This window comes from Sphingopyxis sp. P1IMeth2 (genome assembly GCF_900185685.1).
Classification (GTDB): Bacteria; Pseudomonadota; Alphaproteobacteria; order Sphingomonadales; family Sphingomonadaceae; genus Sphingopyxis; species Sphingopyxis terrae_A.
Genome location: NZ_FYAT01000001.1, coordinates 556,637 through 572,493, shown reverse-complemented (window position 1 = coordinate 572,493; position 15,857 = coordinate 556,637). Strand labels below are relative to the sequence as shown.

The following is a 15,857-nucleotide window of genomic DNA, read 5'->3' as shown; positions in this document are numbered from 1 at the left end:
TGCCTTCATCCTTACTCCGCACGCCGACGCGCGACTGCCCGGATCGAAGCCGCAGTACCTAGCCCGCCGTGCGCGTAATTCGGTCCATGCGATAGAGCAGGTGGCCATCCTTCTCTATCGCCGCGAGGACGGCATCGAGCTTCGTGAGCGTTAACAAGGAAATCCGGGCACCACCCTTGATCGCCTGATGGTAGTGCCAGCGCGAACCGTCGGTTTTCGGCAAGAGGCTTCCGTCCTTGTAGTGCGAAAGCGCGAAGAGGCGCGGATCATCCGCGTTTCTGAAACTGTGCATGACGATCTCATCCTTCTTCCGGTATTTTGTGCCGCGCGAAAACGGCGCCCCATTGGTGATCTTGGCGTTCTGGACACCGACCTGATAGCCTTCAGCCTCCATGATCTGGCGAACCATGTGACCACACATCTGCTTCACGCGATCTTCCATGATGCGGGCACCGAACTTGACCATGAGAGGCTCCTCGAGAGCCTCGATGGCAGGGCGATCCAGCGCGGATGCGGCCTTCATCATCGCCACCGCCTCCGGTGACGTCAGATAATTCCAAAGCGTCGAGCCGAGCTCCGACGCGTATAAAGTTGAAAATACACCGGGATGATATGTTTGCATTTAGCATCTCGTTTTTGACCCGTCATATTTGCCCGGTCAAAAACGAGATGTCAACCGGCGCGTTCTGCACGAAGTGGAAGGTGCGGCAAAAACCACCGTGAGCTTGGGCGACGGACGGATGCTGGGCGCCTCTTACCATGCCCGTCAATTGTCCGTGCAGGCACGTAGCCAACCACCAATACCCGTTTTTTCTCCCGCGCCATTGTGACGCCGACAGTCCCTCGTCATCGCTAGGAAATTTGGCGCCGACGGCGCGGCGGTTTGGGTTGTTGAAAGGGGAAAGCCTTCCCCTGACGGCCGGCCTGTAGTCCGTCCGTACCCCTTCCGCAGAGGCTGGCCGCCCCCGCGACGCCCCCGATATGGTGCGCGGTTGAAAATGGGCGCTCGCTGCCGACCGCAGGCGCCGACAGGGATCGCACGTCTGTCTTGACCGCGCTGCGCACTCGGCCCGGCAATCTTGGCGGTGCGGCGGCTAAGCACAGCTGCGCACGCACGCCGCACCGCCCGCGGTCGGTCCGAGAGTGCGATCCTTCTCTAGATCCGCCGGAACGGCGAATTAGTCTTCGTCGCTGACGATCATGTTGGCGCCGCGTTGAACGCGGCGGCGTTATCGATCGGCCTCCCGTCTGTCGCTGGGTTGGCCGGCTCTCCCCTCTGGGCGCGTCCCGGCGTCCCGCAAGCCGCTGCGCGGCTCTTCCTCTTCGTTCCAGCCCTTCGGGTGCGGGCCGCCTCCCTGGCCCCGCCCGGCAGGTCGTTCTCGCCGCCCACCCCCGCTCCGCCGGGGGCCTGATGGTCAGGGGGCGGGAATGGAGGATGACATGGGAAAGACCAAAGAGCGCCGCGATGGGGGCAAGCTCCTGTCCGCTGAACTTCATGACGCCTTGCGCGCGAATGACGAGGCGCGGCATGCCGCCGTGATGGCGGGTGCGGTGGAACCGGACTTCGTGCCGGTTGCCAAATTCTTCTCGCCGGTGGGCGCGGCAACGTGGCTCGCGACCGAATTGGGTGAGGATGGCGATACGCTGTTCGGGCTTGCCGATCTGGGTTTCGGCTGCCCCGAACTCGGTTCGTTCAGCCTGTCCGAACTGGCGTCGGTACGCCTGCCCTTCGGCCTCGGCATCGAGCGCGATCTTGGCTTTGCGTCCGAGGTTCCGCTGTCGGGCTGGGCCGCCGCGGCGCGTCGCGCGGGATCGATCCTCACCGCCGAACAGAATTTCCGCCGTGCCGCGCGCGGCGCCGAACTCCCGAAGCCCGAGGGCTGAGGCAGACAGGTAACAATGGCCATCTGTCCTGCCGAATAAAAGCTGTCCGATTCCGCTCACCGAAAATAATTGAGCGGAATATCGTCATGCTTTGAAATGGGGAATGTCGCCGGCTCCCATGGGAAGCCGACGACATTCGGAAATACACCTGTCGGTGATCCTTATTTTCGCTCAGGATGCTTAATGCGTTCGCGTTCCGTGGTCTTCGGATTTCGCGTCGCAAAACGCTCGGTGACGAACCGCCCGGAATCGGAGCTTCGAAAAGTCTCCTGGGTCGGCACTTTACGATTGGGCATGCTTTTTCCACTTCTTCGATTGCGGGCTAGTCCCGCGAGAAAGCAGCCTTCATTGCGTTTCTTCAAAGCCATGCTATCAGCATGGTGCATATCTTTGGAGAACGCATCCCGCACAGCGGCTGCGGATCTGCACGAGATTGAAGGGGATGCGGTGTCCGCCGTATCCCCTTTTTCATGGGCGCTCATCGCGAGCGTACCGATGTCGTATGTGAGCGCCTGTTACTCATCATTTCAGTCTGCGCTGCAGTTTTGGCGTGGCGCCATAGGTTACCCGGATGGTCGGCTTGGTCGGCTCCTCCCGCGGTTCGACCGGCTTGGGTTCCGCTTTTGTGTCCGGCAGTGCGGCAGCAGCTTTTTTCTCCAGTTCACGCAAAACCGGCGTTGCCTCGGAATCCTTGAATTTAGACATGGCCTCCTTGGCTTCCTTCAGCAGTTTCGGCCAATCCTCGGCTCCGGCGATCATTGCTTCGCGGGCGAGATAAAGCCGGGCCCGCGCGGAGAACTCCTCGGATCCGTCTCGTTTGAAGCCGTCGATGGCTTCGGCATATAAGGCCCGGCCGGCATCCTCCTGTTTCCGGCGAAACGCGATCAATCCGCGATTGGCCGTGGCCACCAACTGCTGCATTTTCGTGGCGTCGCCGGGTTTGATCTTGTTTAGCGCGTCGGCCGCTTCATCGACCTGTCCGAGCGAAGCTGCCGCGAAAGCTTTTGTATTGAGCAGAGAGGTAAGAGTCGGTCGTATCTTCAGGCCCTTCGCGGCAAAGGCGAGCGCTCCTTCGAAATCTTCGATCAGTCCCGCACTCGCCGCGCCGAATTCAAAAGGTCTGACGGAGAAGGGGTCATTCTCCGACCAGCGCTCGCAAGCCTCGCCGACCAGTTCGAGCTTCCCCATTCGATAGAGATGAAAGGCTCTCGCCTCGTCATTCTCGAATGTCGAGAGAAGCTGTGCCTCGCTGACGAGGTCGCCTCCGAGCGCGTCCGTGGCCCACTCGCCCTGCGCCAGCGAACTTCCCGTGGGGTCTGTCAGACTTTGCAAAAACGCACGCTTCGCCATCTTGCGTTTGCCGTGCGCGAGATCTTCGGTCGCAACCGCGCCGGCAAGCTCCGTGACGTGGCGCGGATGATATTTGCGATCGGACAGCATCGTGCTTCCGGCTTTCAGGAATCGCGACTTGTAACCCGCCACATGGGCGAGGGCGATTTCGGAAGCCATCAACCAAGGATCGGACTTGGTGGCCTCGTTCCGGGAAACGATGGCCAACGCGCGCTCCGGGTCATCGCAATGCAGGAGCAGACGGGCAGCGGACCGAAGAACGTGACGGTTGTGGGGCGCCAGCCGCAATGCCACGCTCATCGAGCGCTTCGCCGCCTTTGTCGAGCCGTGGATAGTCTGGCGCAACGAGAGCTCGACCCATGCGATGGGATCGTGCGGGTGGATGCGAGTGAGCAGGCGAGGGGAGCGGTCGATTGGCTGAGCACCGCGTGCTTCAACCGGAACATCATCGCCGAAACCATTTCGTTCCAGCAACAACGCCGCATGCTCGCGGATGAGGGGTGCCGCGTTCCGGTCGATGTTGACGAGACGCCGCGCTGCGTCGACAGCTTCGCGCTCGCGGCCCTCGACGACGCAAATTTCCACCAGTTCCGCAGCCGTGATGAGGCTGGGTGCCAAGCGCCAGCGCTCAAGGCGCATCAACATATCCGGATGCGTTGTCATGTCCGGGGCGGACTTCGATAAGATCGGCAGCGGCGACGCCAACTCTCGCGATTTTAGCGTTGTCGCCAAGCTCCGCCATCGCGGGACGAGCCGTCGCTGCGTTTGCCAGACAGACGGGTTCATGCCGCCTTCGCCCGTGCCACCCGCAGCCGCACTTCGAGCTTTCGCGCCGCGAGGTCGAGATGCGAGAGGTGACGCTCCAGCGAATATTGCGTCGGATGACCGACCATTTTCGAATGTCCGCGGCGCGAGATGTCGGGATTGCACTGGTCGCTGATCAGGCGGAGCACATCGTCACGAACAAGCTCGTCGATGCTCGGGGCCAGGTCTTCGAGGACCTTTGTGAAGGCATTTTGCAGGTAGGGCAGAACCTCCTGATAGGTGCCGCCCCAGGCGCGCGGATGATGCTGAGGATCGAGGGCGGACAGCAGGCTTGCCGTGATGTTCGTTCCGGAAAACAGGAAACCTGCGAGGTTGCCCAGCATGTAGAGATCGCAGCCAATACGCCGCGGCACGAAATCGGGATGAGCAAAACCATAGAGCAGTTCCGGCGGGGCGTAGGATTTGTCTCCTGCGATGGTCATCACGTCGTGGTGGATGGCCTGTCCGCGGCGCGACGAGCGTCCGAAATCGGCGATTTTGAAGCCCCTGTCGCCATAGGCGAGGACATTGGAGGGTTTGGTGTCCTGATGCGCGATCATCTCCTTGTGGATCTGGTGGAGCCCATGCGTGACATCCTTGATCGCGCGCATGCACCAGAGCGTGTCGAAGCGTTTCGTCGCGTCCATCTGGACCCGAACATCGCAGTCCGCCATTTCGAAAATCAGATAGAAGACCCGGCCTTCCATCTTTCCGAAGCCGGGAACCTCTACGCTACCATGGTCGATCGCGATGACGACCTTGGAGAGCTTCTTGTCCGCGCAATGGCTAAGGATGTCGCGCTCGTGGTTATAGGATTCGACGAGGATCTGGATCGCGGCAACCGTGTCGGTACCAGGTTCGAATGCCTCCCAGAAATCAAAGGCCTTGAGAAAGCCCCTCTTGTCGCCCTTCTTGACCTCATAGCTCTGCGAGAAGGTGCCTCCCGTGCCGCTCGGATTGCGCTGAAGGTGACCGGTGACCACCCATCCATTGTCCAGATTGAGGCCGAGAAGCTTATCTGCTGCGGTCATTCTTGCTCTCCCGTGGATGCGCCGGTGAGTGAGGCGATAAATGTCTGCCCCTGCGGCGTCAGGTAAAGCGCCCGCTTACGCGGATCGCTCTCGTTGATTTGTTGTACGATCATGGCGTCAATCGGCGCATCGGCGAGGTCGCTCTGGTAACGGCCCGTCAACACGGCGACATGGCGGCTCGCTGTTTGCTGCGGAATTTTGAGCTGCTCCGCCAGCTCGTTCACCGACAACCCCGGCTCGATCGCAATCGTCATGAGCGCGACGAGTTGTGCGAGACTGAGCGTGCCTTGCACATCCATCAGGGCTCGGCGCATCATGATCAACTGACCTACAGGGAGGCTGTTCGGGTTTATACTCATAAATGGGTATATAGCCATTTCATGGGTCTATGTCAATGGCTGCCTCTCGACAATCCGGGCGTTTTCGGCTATGACCTGATTAACAGTTTCAGAGCTCCTCTTGGGAGGGCCTGCTAGCTGGACCACCATCGCTCATCATGTTTTCGCCCATTGCGCGCTCCACACGACCTATGACGCAGCCATGTGGTTGCTAGCCAGATCATGGAGAAAGCCTATGAAGAAAATCTCTGATACCGCACTGACTGCCGTTCGCTACATCCGTAGCTTCATCAAGCATCTCATGCCCACCGCGTTGGTCACGCTAGCAGCAACCATCTAAGGCCCGGAAGACATTCCGGGCCTTTTCCATTCTCTGCCATGCAATTGGCTCACAGGTGGCCGATGCCCTCGTTTCCCCCGTCCGCACCTGACGAGCGGGGCTGATGACGCACCCTGTCCGGATGGGATCCGGACAGGGTGCGGCCCCTTGAACGCCGCCCCGCGCGCACTCTGAAACCAGCCCCATCGACGAAGCGCCCCGCCTGGCAGTTGGCAGACCCCGCCTGCCGCGGGGCGCGACCTTGCCGCATCGGGCCTCCTTTCAGGGTGCAGTTTCATGGCGGACGGCGCTGCCGTCCGCGGCCAGTCTCCGACTGACCCAGAACGCGAGAGGGGCCGGGAAGGGGATGCGTCCCGGCATCGGGAGAGAAGGGGCGCATCGTTACTTGCTCCCGCGGAGATATCGCATGGCCATGCCTGACTTTGTGGCGGTTCCGCCGCTTCGCCGCTGCTCGCCCTCGACGCGCTCGCCTTCGCCGAAGCGCAGAAAAAGCATTTTGCCCTGCGCGTCGCCACCAAGTTATGGCATCGTCGAGGATGCGAGGGGAAACGCGATGGCTGATCTGAATTTTATCAATCTGACCGAGGCACAGCTGGATGCGCATATCTACCGCATAATGCCCGAGCCCTTTGTCCTATCGCTCTTCCAGTCGGGCCAGAATGTGTTGAGCCAGGTTGGCAACTGGAAGGACAAGTTCGAAAATTTTCAGCTAAAACTGGGCGGCGTCATCGATGGCGAAGCCTTCACTTATGGGTTCAAGGATGATTTCGTCGGACAGTGCTGGACCAGCGAGTATCTGTCGGAGGCGATGTGGGGCATTTACGCCAGTGATCCGGGGCAGCGATTTCTACGAATTCGCTCGACGCCGCGTAAGCTTCTGACCGCGCTGGTGGCGGCGCACCCGGACATGCCGCAAGATCGATGCTTTGTCGGCAAGGTTGATTATCAGACCGAAAAGCAGCTCCAGGCCTATTTGCAGAACGGTCACCCTCTTGAGATTTCCGCGCGCAAATTTGCGCAGTCGCTGCTGCTCAAGCGACGTGCTTTTATTCATGAGAGTGAGGTTCGCCTGATCTATTTTGGCGATGCCAAGGATTGTGATGATGGCCTTTATCGCTACCAGGTCGAACCGCATGGCATGGTCACGCAAATCATGGCGGACCCCAATCGCGACCGTGCAGGCTGGAAAGCCGACCGGGCGATGATCGCCGCAGCGACGGGCTTTCAGGGCGAAATCAAACGATCGAAAATTTACGATCCGCCCGAATGGGATGCGCCAAAGTATGTCTCAGACGTCGCCTAGGGGATCCTGAGTGTGCAAGCGGGTGTCGCCGCCGGCACCGCTCTCGAATAGAGGCATCCGCTGCCAAGTATACGATCTCAATCCCATTGCTGGAACGGACTGAAGATTGACCGCTAACGGTCGATTTAAGTCGTGGCTGCGGAGACGTGCTCAATGTCGGGTACCTTGAATTCTAAGTCTAAAAGCTGACGGTCCGAAATCGGCCATCCGGGCGTGTGCGCGATACGGCATCAGGCGTCAGCTCATAGAGATCCCAAGCTCGGGCCCCTGAAACGATCTACTTGTTGAGAATTGGAATCGGTTCGATTGCTTTTGAAGGAAAGAATTCTCGGGGCCTAATTGGGGGCATCCGCGTCGCGAGAACTGAATATGTGATTGTAATAAAATAAGAAACTTTGAGTTGTTTGATTCCGGCTCGGCCTCCATTCATCCCATCTAACCTTGCTGCCGACGATAATCTCGGAATCGATTGTATCGGTATTGGCGAACCGTCAGGCCGCGCCCGATCGGCCATGTCGCTATCACCGGCATCTGTACTGGTACGCCGCAGCCGTCGCCTTACCGGCACGAACCGCTATCCAATGCTGATTTTCAGAATGAAAGATTCAGTGGGGATGACGCGCGTCATGGACTGGAAGCCTTTTCTCGGCCGGATTTTTCTTACGCTATGCGCGGCGATCCTTTTCGGCTTCATGTCTCCGGCAGCACATGCGGAAGGTGGCTGTCCCGACGGGTTCTTCCCGATTGGCGGCGGGACGGGCGGATGGCAAGGGTGTGCGCCAAACCCCGGCTATGACGATGGCGGCGGCGAGGAGGAGCCGCAACAGCCGACGAGGTCCGCTTATGACAATTATTATGCGGCCGCCTGGCATCGCGATTCTAGCTGGGCCTGGCTCGTCACCGGCTATTCGAATCGGACGCGCGCCGATCGCGCGGCGCTGGCGGCCTGCAATGCAGCGATGGGATCCGGGTGCACGACAGCGGCCGGTGGCACCAATGGCGCGCTTGTCATCTCCCGCGGGGTCGAGGGCGATCTTTATGCGGTGTCCGAGGTGGATAAAGGCAAGGCAGAAAAGGCCATGGCCAAATATTGCAGGGACGAAAACGATGAGTGCGAGGAAATCCAGTGGGCGACGGCGCCAGCGTTGATCGCGCCCTCCGGGCAGAATATTTCCGAATCGCCGCGAATCTATGGTCCGGTGAACGATCCGCATCGCCGCTACGGTGCTCTCGCCTGGCCTGATGCGGGCGCCGAGGGGACTCCGCCGCGCGAGGTCTGGATCGTGGGCGGGCGACCTTCGCCGGACAAGGCGGCGTCCGATGTGGTTGCGATGTGCCAGGCCGACAGCGGTAAGACTTGTAGCGTCACACTGGCTGGTTCGGACGTCTATATTGCCCTGACGATGGGCGGCGGCGTGATGGGCGGCGCAGCGAGCGCATCCTCGGCCACGGCTGCCCAGAAGCGCGCGCTCGATTTCTGCCGAAAGAGGCACAAGCGATGCAGCGAGGCGGGCTTTTTCGACCTGGTTACGGAACAGGCCGTGCGATACGATCCCGACGCTTTCGGCAAGCCCTGGTTTACCGCGCAAAGCTGGACCAAGAGCGGCAAGGCGCCGTGGCGCAATTCGGTGTGGTCGGTGTCCGGCGCGAAGGATTTTGACAGCGCGAAGAAGGCGGCACTGGCGGCCTGCCGGGCCGAAGCCAAGGATGAATGCGAGGCGGTGTCCTGGTCGTCCAACAGCAAGGTGGCGCTATCGGTCGATGCGGGTGGTGGCCCGCATGTGACCTGGACGGCTTGGCCGAACGATCTCGAAAAGGCCGTCGCGAAAGACTGCGCTGCACAATCCCTCGAATGCCGGATCGTGGCGAAAATCGATTCGCGCCTGCCGTCTACCGGGCGAACCGACGTGAAATAAGAAAGAGATTCTGGCCGGGATGCGGCAGCGGTGCAGACCGGCGGCTCAGCGCGCCGATTCGCAGATCGTTTCCATCGCGACGAAGGTCGAGGTGCTCGCGACATGCGGCAGGCTGGAGATTTTCTCGCCCAACACGATGCGATAGCGGCGGATGTCGAGGGTACGCACCTTCAGGAGATAGTCGAAGCTGCTCGCGATCATGTGGCATTCCTCGACCTCGGGAATCCGCCGCACTGCGTCGTTGAAGCGGCGTAGCGCCTCCTCGCGCGTGTCGGACAGCTTGACCTCGGTAAAGGCCACATGGTCGAGCCCCAGCTTGGCGGGGTCAACGATCGCGCGAAAGCCGGTGATCAGCCCGCTGTCGACCAGTCGCTTGACGCGTTGCTGGCAAGGCGTCTTCGACAGGCCGACGCGCTGCGCCAGTTCGGTGTAGGTCATCCGCCCGTCGCGGCCCAATATCGCGATGATCTTGCGATCGAATTCGTCCAGATCGACCATGATTTTCGAATTTACCATACCAATTGCCTAATATGACGCCGATAATAGGTCAAAAGATAATCGTAGGTGCGCGATTGAAGGCGGATTGCCTTTTCGCCGCATGCTATCATGCGCCATGACCCAGCCGACCGACCGCGCCGCCATCCGCGCCCTCGCCCGCCGTTCCGAAGCCGACCTTGTCGCCGATCTGCGGACCCAGCTTGCCCGCTCGCCCGCCACCCTCGAGGCAGTGATGCGGCGGGGGCTCGCGCTCATCCGCAAGGCGAAGGCCGAGGTCGCGCGCGAAACGCTCGTCGCGCAGCTCATGAATCGCTACCGCCTGTCGACCGAGGAAGGCGTCGTGCTGATGTGCCTTGCCGAAGCGCTGCTGCGCGTTCCCGACAGCGCGACCGCCAATGCGCTGATCCGCGACAAGATCGCCGGACGCCATTGGCGCGAGGGCGAGGATGAGGACAGCCCGCTGGTTGTCGCGCTGTCGGCGCGCGGCCTGTCGCTGGGCTCGGCGACGCTGATGCTCGGCGCGATGGGCAGCAAGGCGAACCCGCTCACCCTGCTCAAGTCGATGATCCGCCGCTCGGGCGAGCCGGTGATCCGCCAGGCGGCACTCGCGGCGATGAAGCTGCTCGGCCAGCAGTTCGTGATGGGCGAAACGATCGACGCCGCGGTGCGGCGTGCCGACAAGGACAAGGGCGAACTCGCCAGCTTCGACATGCTCGGCGAAGCGGCGCGCACCGCAGAGGATGCGCGGCGCTATTATGACAGCTATGCCGCGGCGATCGCGCGCATCGGCCGCGATGCGAAGCCGGGCGACCCATTTGCCAACCACGGCATTTCGATCAAGCTGTCGGCGCTCCACCCGCGTTACGAATATCTGCAGGCCGAGCGCGTTCGCGAAGAATTGATCCCCGATGTTATCGCGCTCGCCCGCGCCGCGCGCGGCGTCAACATTCCGCTGATGATCGATGCCGAGGAAAGCGACCGGCTCGAACCGCATCTCGACGTTTATGGCGCGCTGATCGACGCGGGGCTCGCCGACGGCTGGACCGGGCTCGGCATCGTGATCCAGGCCTATCAGAAGCGCGCGAGCGAGGCGATCCGCTGGGTTGCCGCCAAGGCGCGCGCGCGGGGCGTGATGCTGTCGATGCGGCTGGTCAAGGGCGCCTATTGGGATACCGAGATCAAGCGCGCGCAGACGATGGGGCTCGGCGATTTTCCGGTCTTCACCGCAAAGAACCACACCGACCTCAACTATATGGCGTGCGCGCAGATATTGCGCGAGCATCAGGATTGCATCTTCCCGGCCTTTGCGACGCATAATGCGATGACGCTGGCCTTCATCGCCGAACTGTTCGACGGCGCCGATTACGAACTGCAGCGGCTGCACGGCATGGGTGAAGGCGCGCATGATGCGATCGTTGCGCTGTCGCCGCCGCCGCGCCCGGTACGCGTCTATGCGCCCGTGGGCACCCACCGCGACCTGCTCGCCTATCTCGTCCGCCGCCTGCTCGAAAATGGCGCGAACAGCAGTTTCGTGCACCAGTTTTCGGACCCCGACGTGACCGCCGAAGAGCTGGCGGTCGACCCGCGCAGCATCGCGAGCGTGCCGTCGAAGATCCCGACCGGGCTCCAGCTTTTCGATCCCGTCCGGCGCAATTCGCGCGGCTATGACCTTGGCGAACCCGGCGTGCCCGAGGCGCTGGCGGCCGCGATTGCCGGGGCGCGTGACAGCGGGCGCATCGCGGCGCCGATCGTCGGCGGCACGGCAGCGGCGGGCACCGCCGAAGCGGTGCGCAATCCCGCAACCGGCGCTGTCGTCGGTCATATGATCGAGGCCGATGCCGATATGGTCGATGCCGCCGTCGCCGCCGCGCGCGCGGCGCAGGGCGACTGGAGTCTTGCCGGCGGCGCTTTCCGCGCCGAACGGCTCGAACGCGCGGCCGATCTGCTCGAGGAACGCGATGCTCTCTTTCTGGGGCTGGCGATCGACGAGGCGGGCAAGACGCTCGTCGATGCGGTGGCCGAAGTGCGCGAGGCGGTCGACTTCCTGCGCTATTATGCCGCCCAGGCGCGCGCCGATTTCTCCTACCCCATCGCGCTGCCCGGCCCGACCGGCGAGCGCAACGAACTGATCCTCGAAGGCAAGGGCGTCTTCGTTGCCATCAGCCCGTGGAATTTCCCGCTGGCGATCTTTCTGGGGCAGGTCTCGGCGGCGCTCGCCGCGGGCAACGCCGTGCTGGCGAAGCCCGCCGAACAGACGCCGCTGATCGCGCATGCCGCGATAGAATTGCTGTTCGAGGCGGGTGTGCCCGCCGATGTGTTGGCATTTCTCCCCGGTCGCGGCGAAACGGTGGGCGCAGCGCTGACCGGTCATGACGATATCATCGGCGTCGCATTCACCGGATCGACCGAGGTTGCGCGCGCGATCAACCGCAGCCTCGCGGGGCGTGACGGTCCGATCGCGACGCTGATCGCCGAAACCGGCGGTGCCAACGCGATGATCGTCGATTCGACCGCGCTTCCCGAACAGGTCGCGCGTGACGCCGTCGCCAGCGCGTTCCAATCGGCGGGCCAGCGCTGTTCGGCGCTTCGCCTGCTTTGCGTGCAAGAGGATGTCGCCGAAACGATGATGGACATGGTCGCGGGCGCGATGGCCGAACTCAACATCGGCGACCCGGCGATCCTCTCGACCGACGTCGGTCCGATAATCGATGCCGAGGCGCAAGCGAACATCGCGGCTTATGTCGCGGATGCACGCGCCGCGGGCCGCGTGATCGCAGAGGCGGCGCGCACCGATTGGCCGGCGGGCGGTACCTTTGTACCGCCGACGATGATCCGCCTCGATCATGTCACCGATCTCAGGCGCGAGATTTTCGGACCGGTGCTGCATGTCGCGACATGGAAAGGCGGCGAGCTCGACGCGCTGATCGACGCGATTAACGCCTCGGGCTATGGCCTGACGCTAGGCGTCCACACGCGGATCGACGGCGTCGCGGCGCATGTCGCGGCGCGCGCGGCGGTCGGCAATGTCTATGTCAACCGCAACCAGATCGGCGCGATCGTTGGATCGCAGCCCTTCGGCGGCCGCGGCCTATCAGGCACGGGGCCGAAGGCCGGTGGCCCCCATTATCTGCACCGTTTCGCCGAGGAAAAATCGATCTCGACCGACATCACCGCCGCGGGCGGCAATGCGGCGCTGATGGCGGGTTAGGACAGCTTTCGGGTCAGGGAGCGGCCTTCAACTGCATCGCTAAAGCGCGCGCGCGGCGCATCTGGACCGCCGCGTCGACGGGCGGCTTCGCCTCGTCATAGGCGTTAACCGACAGCAGCTTGCCTGCGACCGAGGTCAGGCAGGCCCCCGCGACTATGGGGAGCGTTTTTCCGTCGGTGGCCACGTTCAGCGAACCGCCAAGATAGGCGCAGCTCGTGTCGACGCCATGCGGGCGCAGTGCGCCGGATATCGCGATATCCGTCCCCAGCGCGCTGCTTACGTCCTTCGACGCATTTTTCAGCAACGCGTCCGAAGTTTCACCCGATCGCCATTCGGCCTTGCCAATCTCGGCCTCCATCAGCTTGAGGAATTCGGCGCGTTCCATAACGACGTCTATCGTCTCGCGCGCCGCCTTGATCAGGAAATAGTCGGCGCCGAATCCTTGCGGATGGTTTTGGCGATCGCACCGGATCAGCATGATCAAGGTGAAATTCTGCGTGTCACCCGTGGCAAGCAGATCGCTGGCTTCCTTGTCCCTGCCCTTGGGAACGCAATATCCTTCGGGCGCGAGTCCCGTCAGCTGTTCGCCGCCGATTTCCAGCACAAAGCTCTCGCGTGCGGCTGCGGTCGGTGCGGCGGCGGCCATGGCCATTATACCGGCCAATATCATCACGGATTTCACGACTTTCTCCCCCTGCTAAAAAATCAGGTCCCCGGCACCCCGAGCATCTGCGCCTGCGCCTTCAGCCTTTGTGCCGCACCCGGATTGGCGGCGAGCGCGTCTTTCAGTGCCTGCGCCGCTTTTGCGGTTTCGCCGAGCGTCATCCGGCTGCGCATCAGCATGATCCAGCGGTCGACGTCCGCCGGATTTGCTTTCAGCTTGGCCTCCAGCCCGTCGACCATCCCCACGATCATCGCGTCCTGCTGCCCCTTGGGAAGCTGCGAGGCGGCTTCCATGTCGGCGCGGCTGGGGCCGGGGATTGCGCGCGCGGCGACGGGCATCTCGTCGGCCTTGAGCGCGCGCGGCTGCGTCGCGGCGAGGCGCGGGGCGACGTCGATCTTGTTGATCGCGCCGACCTGCTCGATCGTGCGGCGCAGGTCGGCCTCCCACGGAGCGCCCTGCGGCGTGTCGGCGAGCAGCGCGAACCATTCGTCGATCGCCCCCTTGTGATCGCCAGCGATATCCTTCTTCACTGCCATGAAATAGCGTGCGCGCGGATCTCTGGGATTGAGCGCGATCGCCTTGTCAAAGGCTTCGGCCGCGGCGGCGGGCATCGGATCGCGCGGACTTGCCATCACGCGCGCCTCGCCAAGCGCCGACCATAGCCCAGCCGACTCGGGCGCGATCGCGACCGATTTTTCATAAGCTGCGGCGGCGCCGGGATAATCGCCAAGGTCGAAACGCGCGGCACCGAGCGCCATCCACGCGTCGGCGCTTTGCGGTTCGCGCCGCGTCCGGTCCTCGATTGCGGCAAGCTGTGCATCGGGTGACGCTGCGGCCGTCGGCGCGGGCGCCGCGGCATAATTGGCGGAATCGCGCCAGATCGCGTAGCCGATCGCGCCGGCGAGCAGGAGGAAGGCGGCGATCAGGATCGCACGGTTCGTCGTCGACATGGCCTTGGTTTCGCTCATTCCATCCCCCGAATATTCGCCGCGGCGAAATCGCGCGCGACGGTGCCGCGCCATATTGCCTTTGGCGGGCAAAGGTGTAGCCTCTGTCGGGCGAGGTCGGTCAACGATAAAATCGTAAAACAGGGGGTCGCACCGGTTTTCCCAAGTCTTTGCGTGGGAGGGGTGCATGGCGGTAGCGGATCACGTCGATTTTCCGACGTTCATGGAAGGTGTGAAGCGGCGCAACCCGGGCCAGCCCGAGTTCGTCCAGGCGGTGCAGGAAGTCGCCGAGGATATTTTCGACTTCATCGCCGACAAGGAAGAATATCACGCGCAGCAGATATTGCGGCGCATTGCCGAACCCGACCGGGTCGTGTCCTTCCGCGTCTGCTGGGAGGACGACAACGGCAATATCCGCGTCCAGCGCGGCTGGCGGGTTCAGAACAACAATGCCATCGGCCCCTATAAGGGGGGCATCCGCTTTCACCCGAGCGTGACCGAAAGCGTCCTCAAATTCCTGGCGTTCGAACAAACGTTCAAGAATGCGCTCACCGGCCTGCCGATGGGCGGCGGCAAGGGCGGGTCGAACTTCAACCCGAAGGGCAAGAGCGTGCGCGAGATCATGCGCTTCTGCCAGAGCTTCATGACCGAGCTCTATCGCCACATCGGCGCCGACGTCGACGTGCCGGCGGGCGACATCGGCGTCGGCGGACGCGAAATCGGCTTCATGTTCGGCCAGTACAAGCGCATTACGAACGAATTTACCGGGGTGCTCACCGGCAAGGGCCTTGAATGGGGCGGCTCGCTGATCCGGACCGAGGCGACGGGCTATGGCGCTGTCTATTTCCTCGCAAACATGCTTGCGGCGAAGGGGCAGGATCTCGTCGGCAAGAGCGCGGTGATTTCGGGATCGGGCAATGTCGCGACGCACGCGGCGGAAAAGATCGTGCAGCTGGGCGGCAAGGTGCTCACCCTGTCCGATTCGGGGGGCTTCATCCACGATCCCGACGGCATCACCCAGGAAAAGATCGACTGGGTTAAGGCGCACAAGACGCACCGGCGCGGCCGGATCGAGGATTATTGCGCCGAGTTCAAGAGCGCCACCTTTACCGCGGGCGAAACGCCGTGGGCGGTGCCGTGCGACGTCGCGCTGCCGTGCGCGACGCAGAACGAGCTGAATGGCGATGATGCGAAAATGCTGGTGGCGAACGGTTGCATCGCGGTGAGCGAGGGCGCGAACATGCCGACCGACCTTGCCGGTGTTCATGTCTTCAAGGACGCAAAGATCATGTTCGCGCCCGGCAAGGCGGCCAACGCCGGCGGGGTTGCGGTTTCGGGCCTCGAAATGAGCCAGAACAGCGGCCGGCGCAGCTGGAGCGAAGCCGAGCTGCAACAGATGCTCAAGGATATCATGGCGGGCATCCACGAACGCTGCCTGACCTATGGCGATCAGGGCGGCGGCTATATCGATTATGTGAAGGGCGCGAACATCGCCGGCTTCAAGAAAGTCGCCGACGCGATGCTGGCGTTCGGGGTCGTTTAGGGTAAAAGGCCCTCAGGGCAAAAGGGGACTC

12 protein-coding genes are annotated in these 15,857 nt (G+C 62.5%); 5 read left to right on the top strand and 7 right to left on the bottom strand.

The window, feature by feature from the left end; translation table 11 throughout:
* Window positions 1-58: 58 nt before the first annotated feature.
* Window positions 59-622: a hypothetical protein gene (locus tag P1IM2_RS02615; RefSeq protein ID WP_186401342.1), complete on the bottom strand. Its 564-nt coding sequence runs from the start codon at window positions 620-622 to the stop codon at window positions 59-61.
* Window positions 623-1,440: 818 nt separating this feature from the next.
* Here P1IM2_RS02615 and P1IM2_RS02610 point away from each other — a divergent pair.
* Entirely contained in the window at window positions 1,441-1,884 is a 444-nt protein-coding gene (locus P1IM2_RS02610; RefSeq protein ID WP_186401341.1) for a DUF2958 domain-containing protein, read from the top strand.
* Window positions 1,885-2,406: 522 nt separating this feature from the next.
* Here P1IM2_RS02610 and P1IM2_RS02605 read toward each other — a convergent pair.
* From P1IM2_RS02605 to P1IM2_RS02595, 3 genes are all read right to left on the bottom strand, one after another.
* The gene (locus P1IM2_RS02605) at window positions 2,407-3,939 is read right to left on the bottom strand and encodes a tetratricopeptide repeat protein (protein ID WP_186401340.1); all 1,533 of its coding nucleotides are present in this window, start codon (window positions 3,937-3,939) and stop codon (window positions 2,407-2,409) included.
* A 77-nt stretch (window positions 3,940-4,016) separates the two neighbouring features.
* Window positions 4,017-5,069, bottom strand: coding sequence for a protein kinase domain-containing protein (locus P1IM2_RS02600; RefSeq protein WP_186401339.1), 1,053 nt, complete (start codon window positions 5,067-5,069; stop codon window positions 4,017-4,019).
* Window positions 5,066-5,428: a MarR family winged helix-turn-helix transcriptional regulator gene (locus P1IM2_RS02595; protein WP_186401338.1), complete on the bottom strand. Its 363-nt coding sequence runs from the start codon at window positions 5,426-5,428 to the stop codon at window positions 5,066-5,068. The genes P1IM2_RS02600 and P1IM2_RS02595 overlap by 4 nt, the downstream gene beginning before the upstream one ends.
* 725 nt (window positions 5,429-6,153) lie before the next feature.
* Between P1IM2_RS02595 and P1IM2_RS02590 the strand changes: the two genes are divergently transcribed.
* Window positions 6,154-7,050: a DUF2971 domain-containing protein gene (locus P1IM2_RS02590; protein ID WP_186401337.1), complete on the top strand. Its 897-nt coding sequence runs from the start codon at window positions 6,154-6,156 to the stop codon at window positions 7,048-7,050.
* A 395-nt stretch (window positions 7,051-7,445) separates the two neighbouring features.
* A complete protein-coding gene (locus tag P1IM2_RS02585; RefSeq protein WP_186401336.1) occupies window positions 7,446-8,966 on the top strand; it encodes a DUF4189 domain-containing protein in 1,521 nt (506 codons plus the stop codon).
* A 45-nt stretch (window positions 8,967-9,011) separates the two neighbouring features.
* On the opposite strand, the gene P1IM2_RS02580 is transcribed toward P1IM2_RS02585, so the two are convergent.
* On the bottom strand, window positions 9,012-9,482 hold the full coding sequence (locus tag P1IM2_RS02580) for an Lrp/AsnC family transcriptional regulator (RefSeq protein ID WP_186401335.1): 471 nt from the start codon (window positions 9,480-9,482) through the stop codon (window positions 9,012-9,014).
* Window positions 9,483-9,579: 97 nt separating this feature from the next.
* On the opposite strand from P1IM2_RS02580, the gene putA reads away from it, so the two are divergent.
* Window positions 9,580-12,672, top strand: a complete 3,093-nt coding sequence (putA, locus tag P1IM2_RS02575) for a bifunctional proline dehydrogenase/L-glutamate gamma-semialdehyde dehydrogenase PutA (RefSeq protein ID WP_260833896.1) — start codon at window positions 9,580-9,582, stop codon at window positions 12,670-12,672.
* 13 nt (window positions 12,673-12,685) lie between these two features.
* Here the strand turns inward: putA and P1IM2_RS02570 are convergent, their stop codons facing one another.
* Window positions 12,686-13,354 carry a hypothetical protein gene (locus tag P1IM2_RS02570; RefSeq protein ID WP_186401333.1) on the bottom strand — a complete coding sequence of 223 codons (669 nt, stop codon included), beginning with the start codon at window positions 13,352-13,354 and terminating at the stop codon, window positions 12,686-12,688.
* A gap of 23 nt (window positions 13,355-13,377) precedes the next feature.
* A complete protein-coding gene (locus P1IM2_RS02565; RefSeq protein ID WP_234179314.1) occupies window positions 13,378-14,304 on the bottom strand; it encodes a tetratricopeptide repeat protein in 927 nt (308 codons plus the stop codon).
* A 166-nt stretch (window positions 14,305-14,470) separates the two neighbouring features.
* Between P1IM2_RS02565 and gdhA the strand changes: the two genes are divergently transcribed.
* Window positions 14,471-15,826 (top strand): NADP-specific glutamate dehydrogenase, encoded by a 1,356-nt coding sequence (gdhA, locus tag P1IM2_RS02560; RefSeq protein ID WP_186401331.1) that lies wholly within the window; start codon window positions 14,471-14,473, stop codon window positions 15,824-15,826.
* Window positions 15,827-15,857: the final 31 nt, after the last annotated feature.

What these genes read in the sequence shown, in the direction of transcription:
- P1IM2_RS02610 (WP_186401341.1), top strand. Translation starts at nt 1,441, where the DNA reads ATGGGAAAGACCAAAGAGCGCCGCGATGGGGGCAAGCTCCTGTCCGCT.
- P1IM2_RS02580 (WP_186401335.1), bottom strand. Translation starts at nt 9,482, where the DNA reads ATGGTAAATTCGAAAATCATGGTCGATCTGGACGAATTCGATCGCAAG.
- putA (WP_260833896.1), top strand. Translation starts at nt 9,580, where the DNA reads ATGACCCAGCCGACCGACCGCGCCGCCATCCGCGCCCTCGCCCGCCGT.
- P1IM2_RS02595 (WP_186401338.1), bottom strand. Translation starts at nt 5,428, where the DNA reads ATGAGTATAAACCCGAACAGCCTCCCTGTAGGTCAGTTGATCATGATG.
- gdhA (WP_186401331.1), top strand. Translation starts at nt 14,471, where the DNA reads ATGGCGGTAGCGGATCACGTCGATTTTCCGACGTTCATGGAAGGTGTG.
- P1IM2_RS02565 (WP_234179314.1), bottom strand. Translation starts at nt 14,304, where the DNA reads ATGAGCGAAACCAAGGCCATGTCGACGACGAACCGTGCGATCCTGATC.
- P1IM2_RS02615 (WP_186401342.1), bottom strand. Translation starts at nt 622, where the DNA reads ATGCAAACATATCATCCCGGTGTATTTTCAACTTTATACGCGTCGGAG.
- P1IM2_RS02590 (WP_186401337.1), top strand. Translation starts at nt 6,154, where the DNA reads ATGGCCATGCCTGACTTTGTGGCGGTTCCGCCGCTTCGCCGCTGCTCG.
- P1IM2_RS02600 (WP_186401339.1), bottom strand. Translation starts at nt 5,069, where the DNA reads ATGACCGCAGCAGATAAGCTTCTCGGCCTCAATCTGGACAATGGATGG.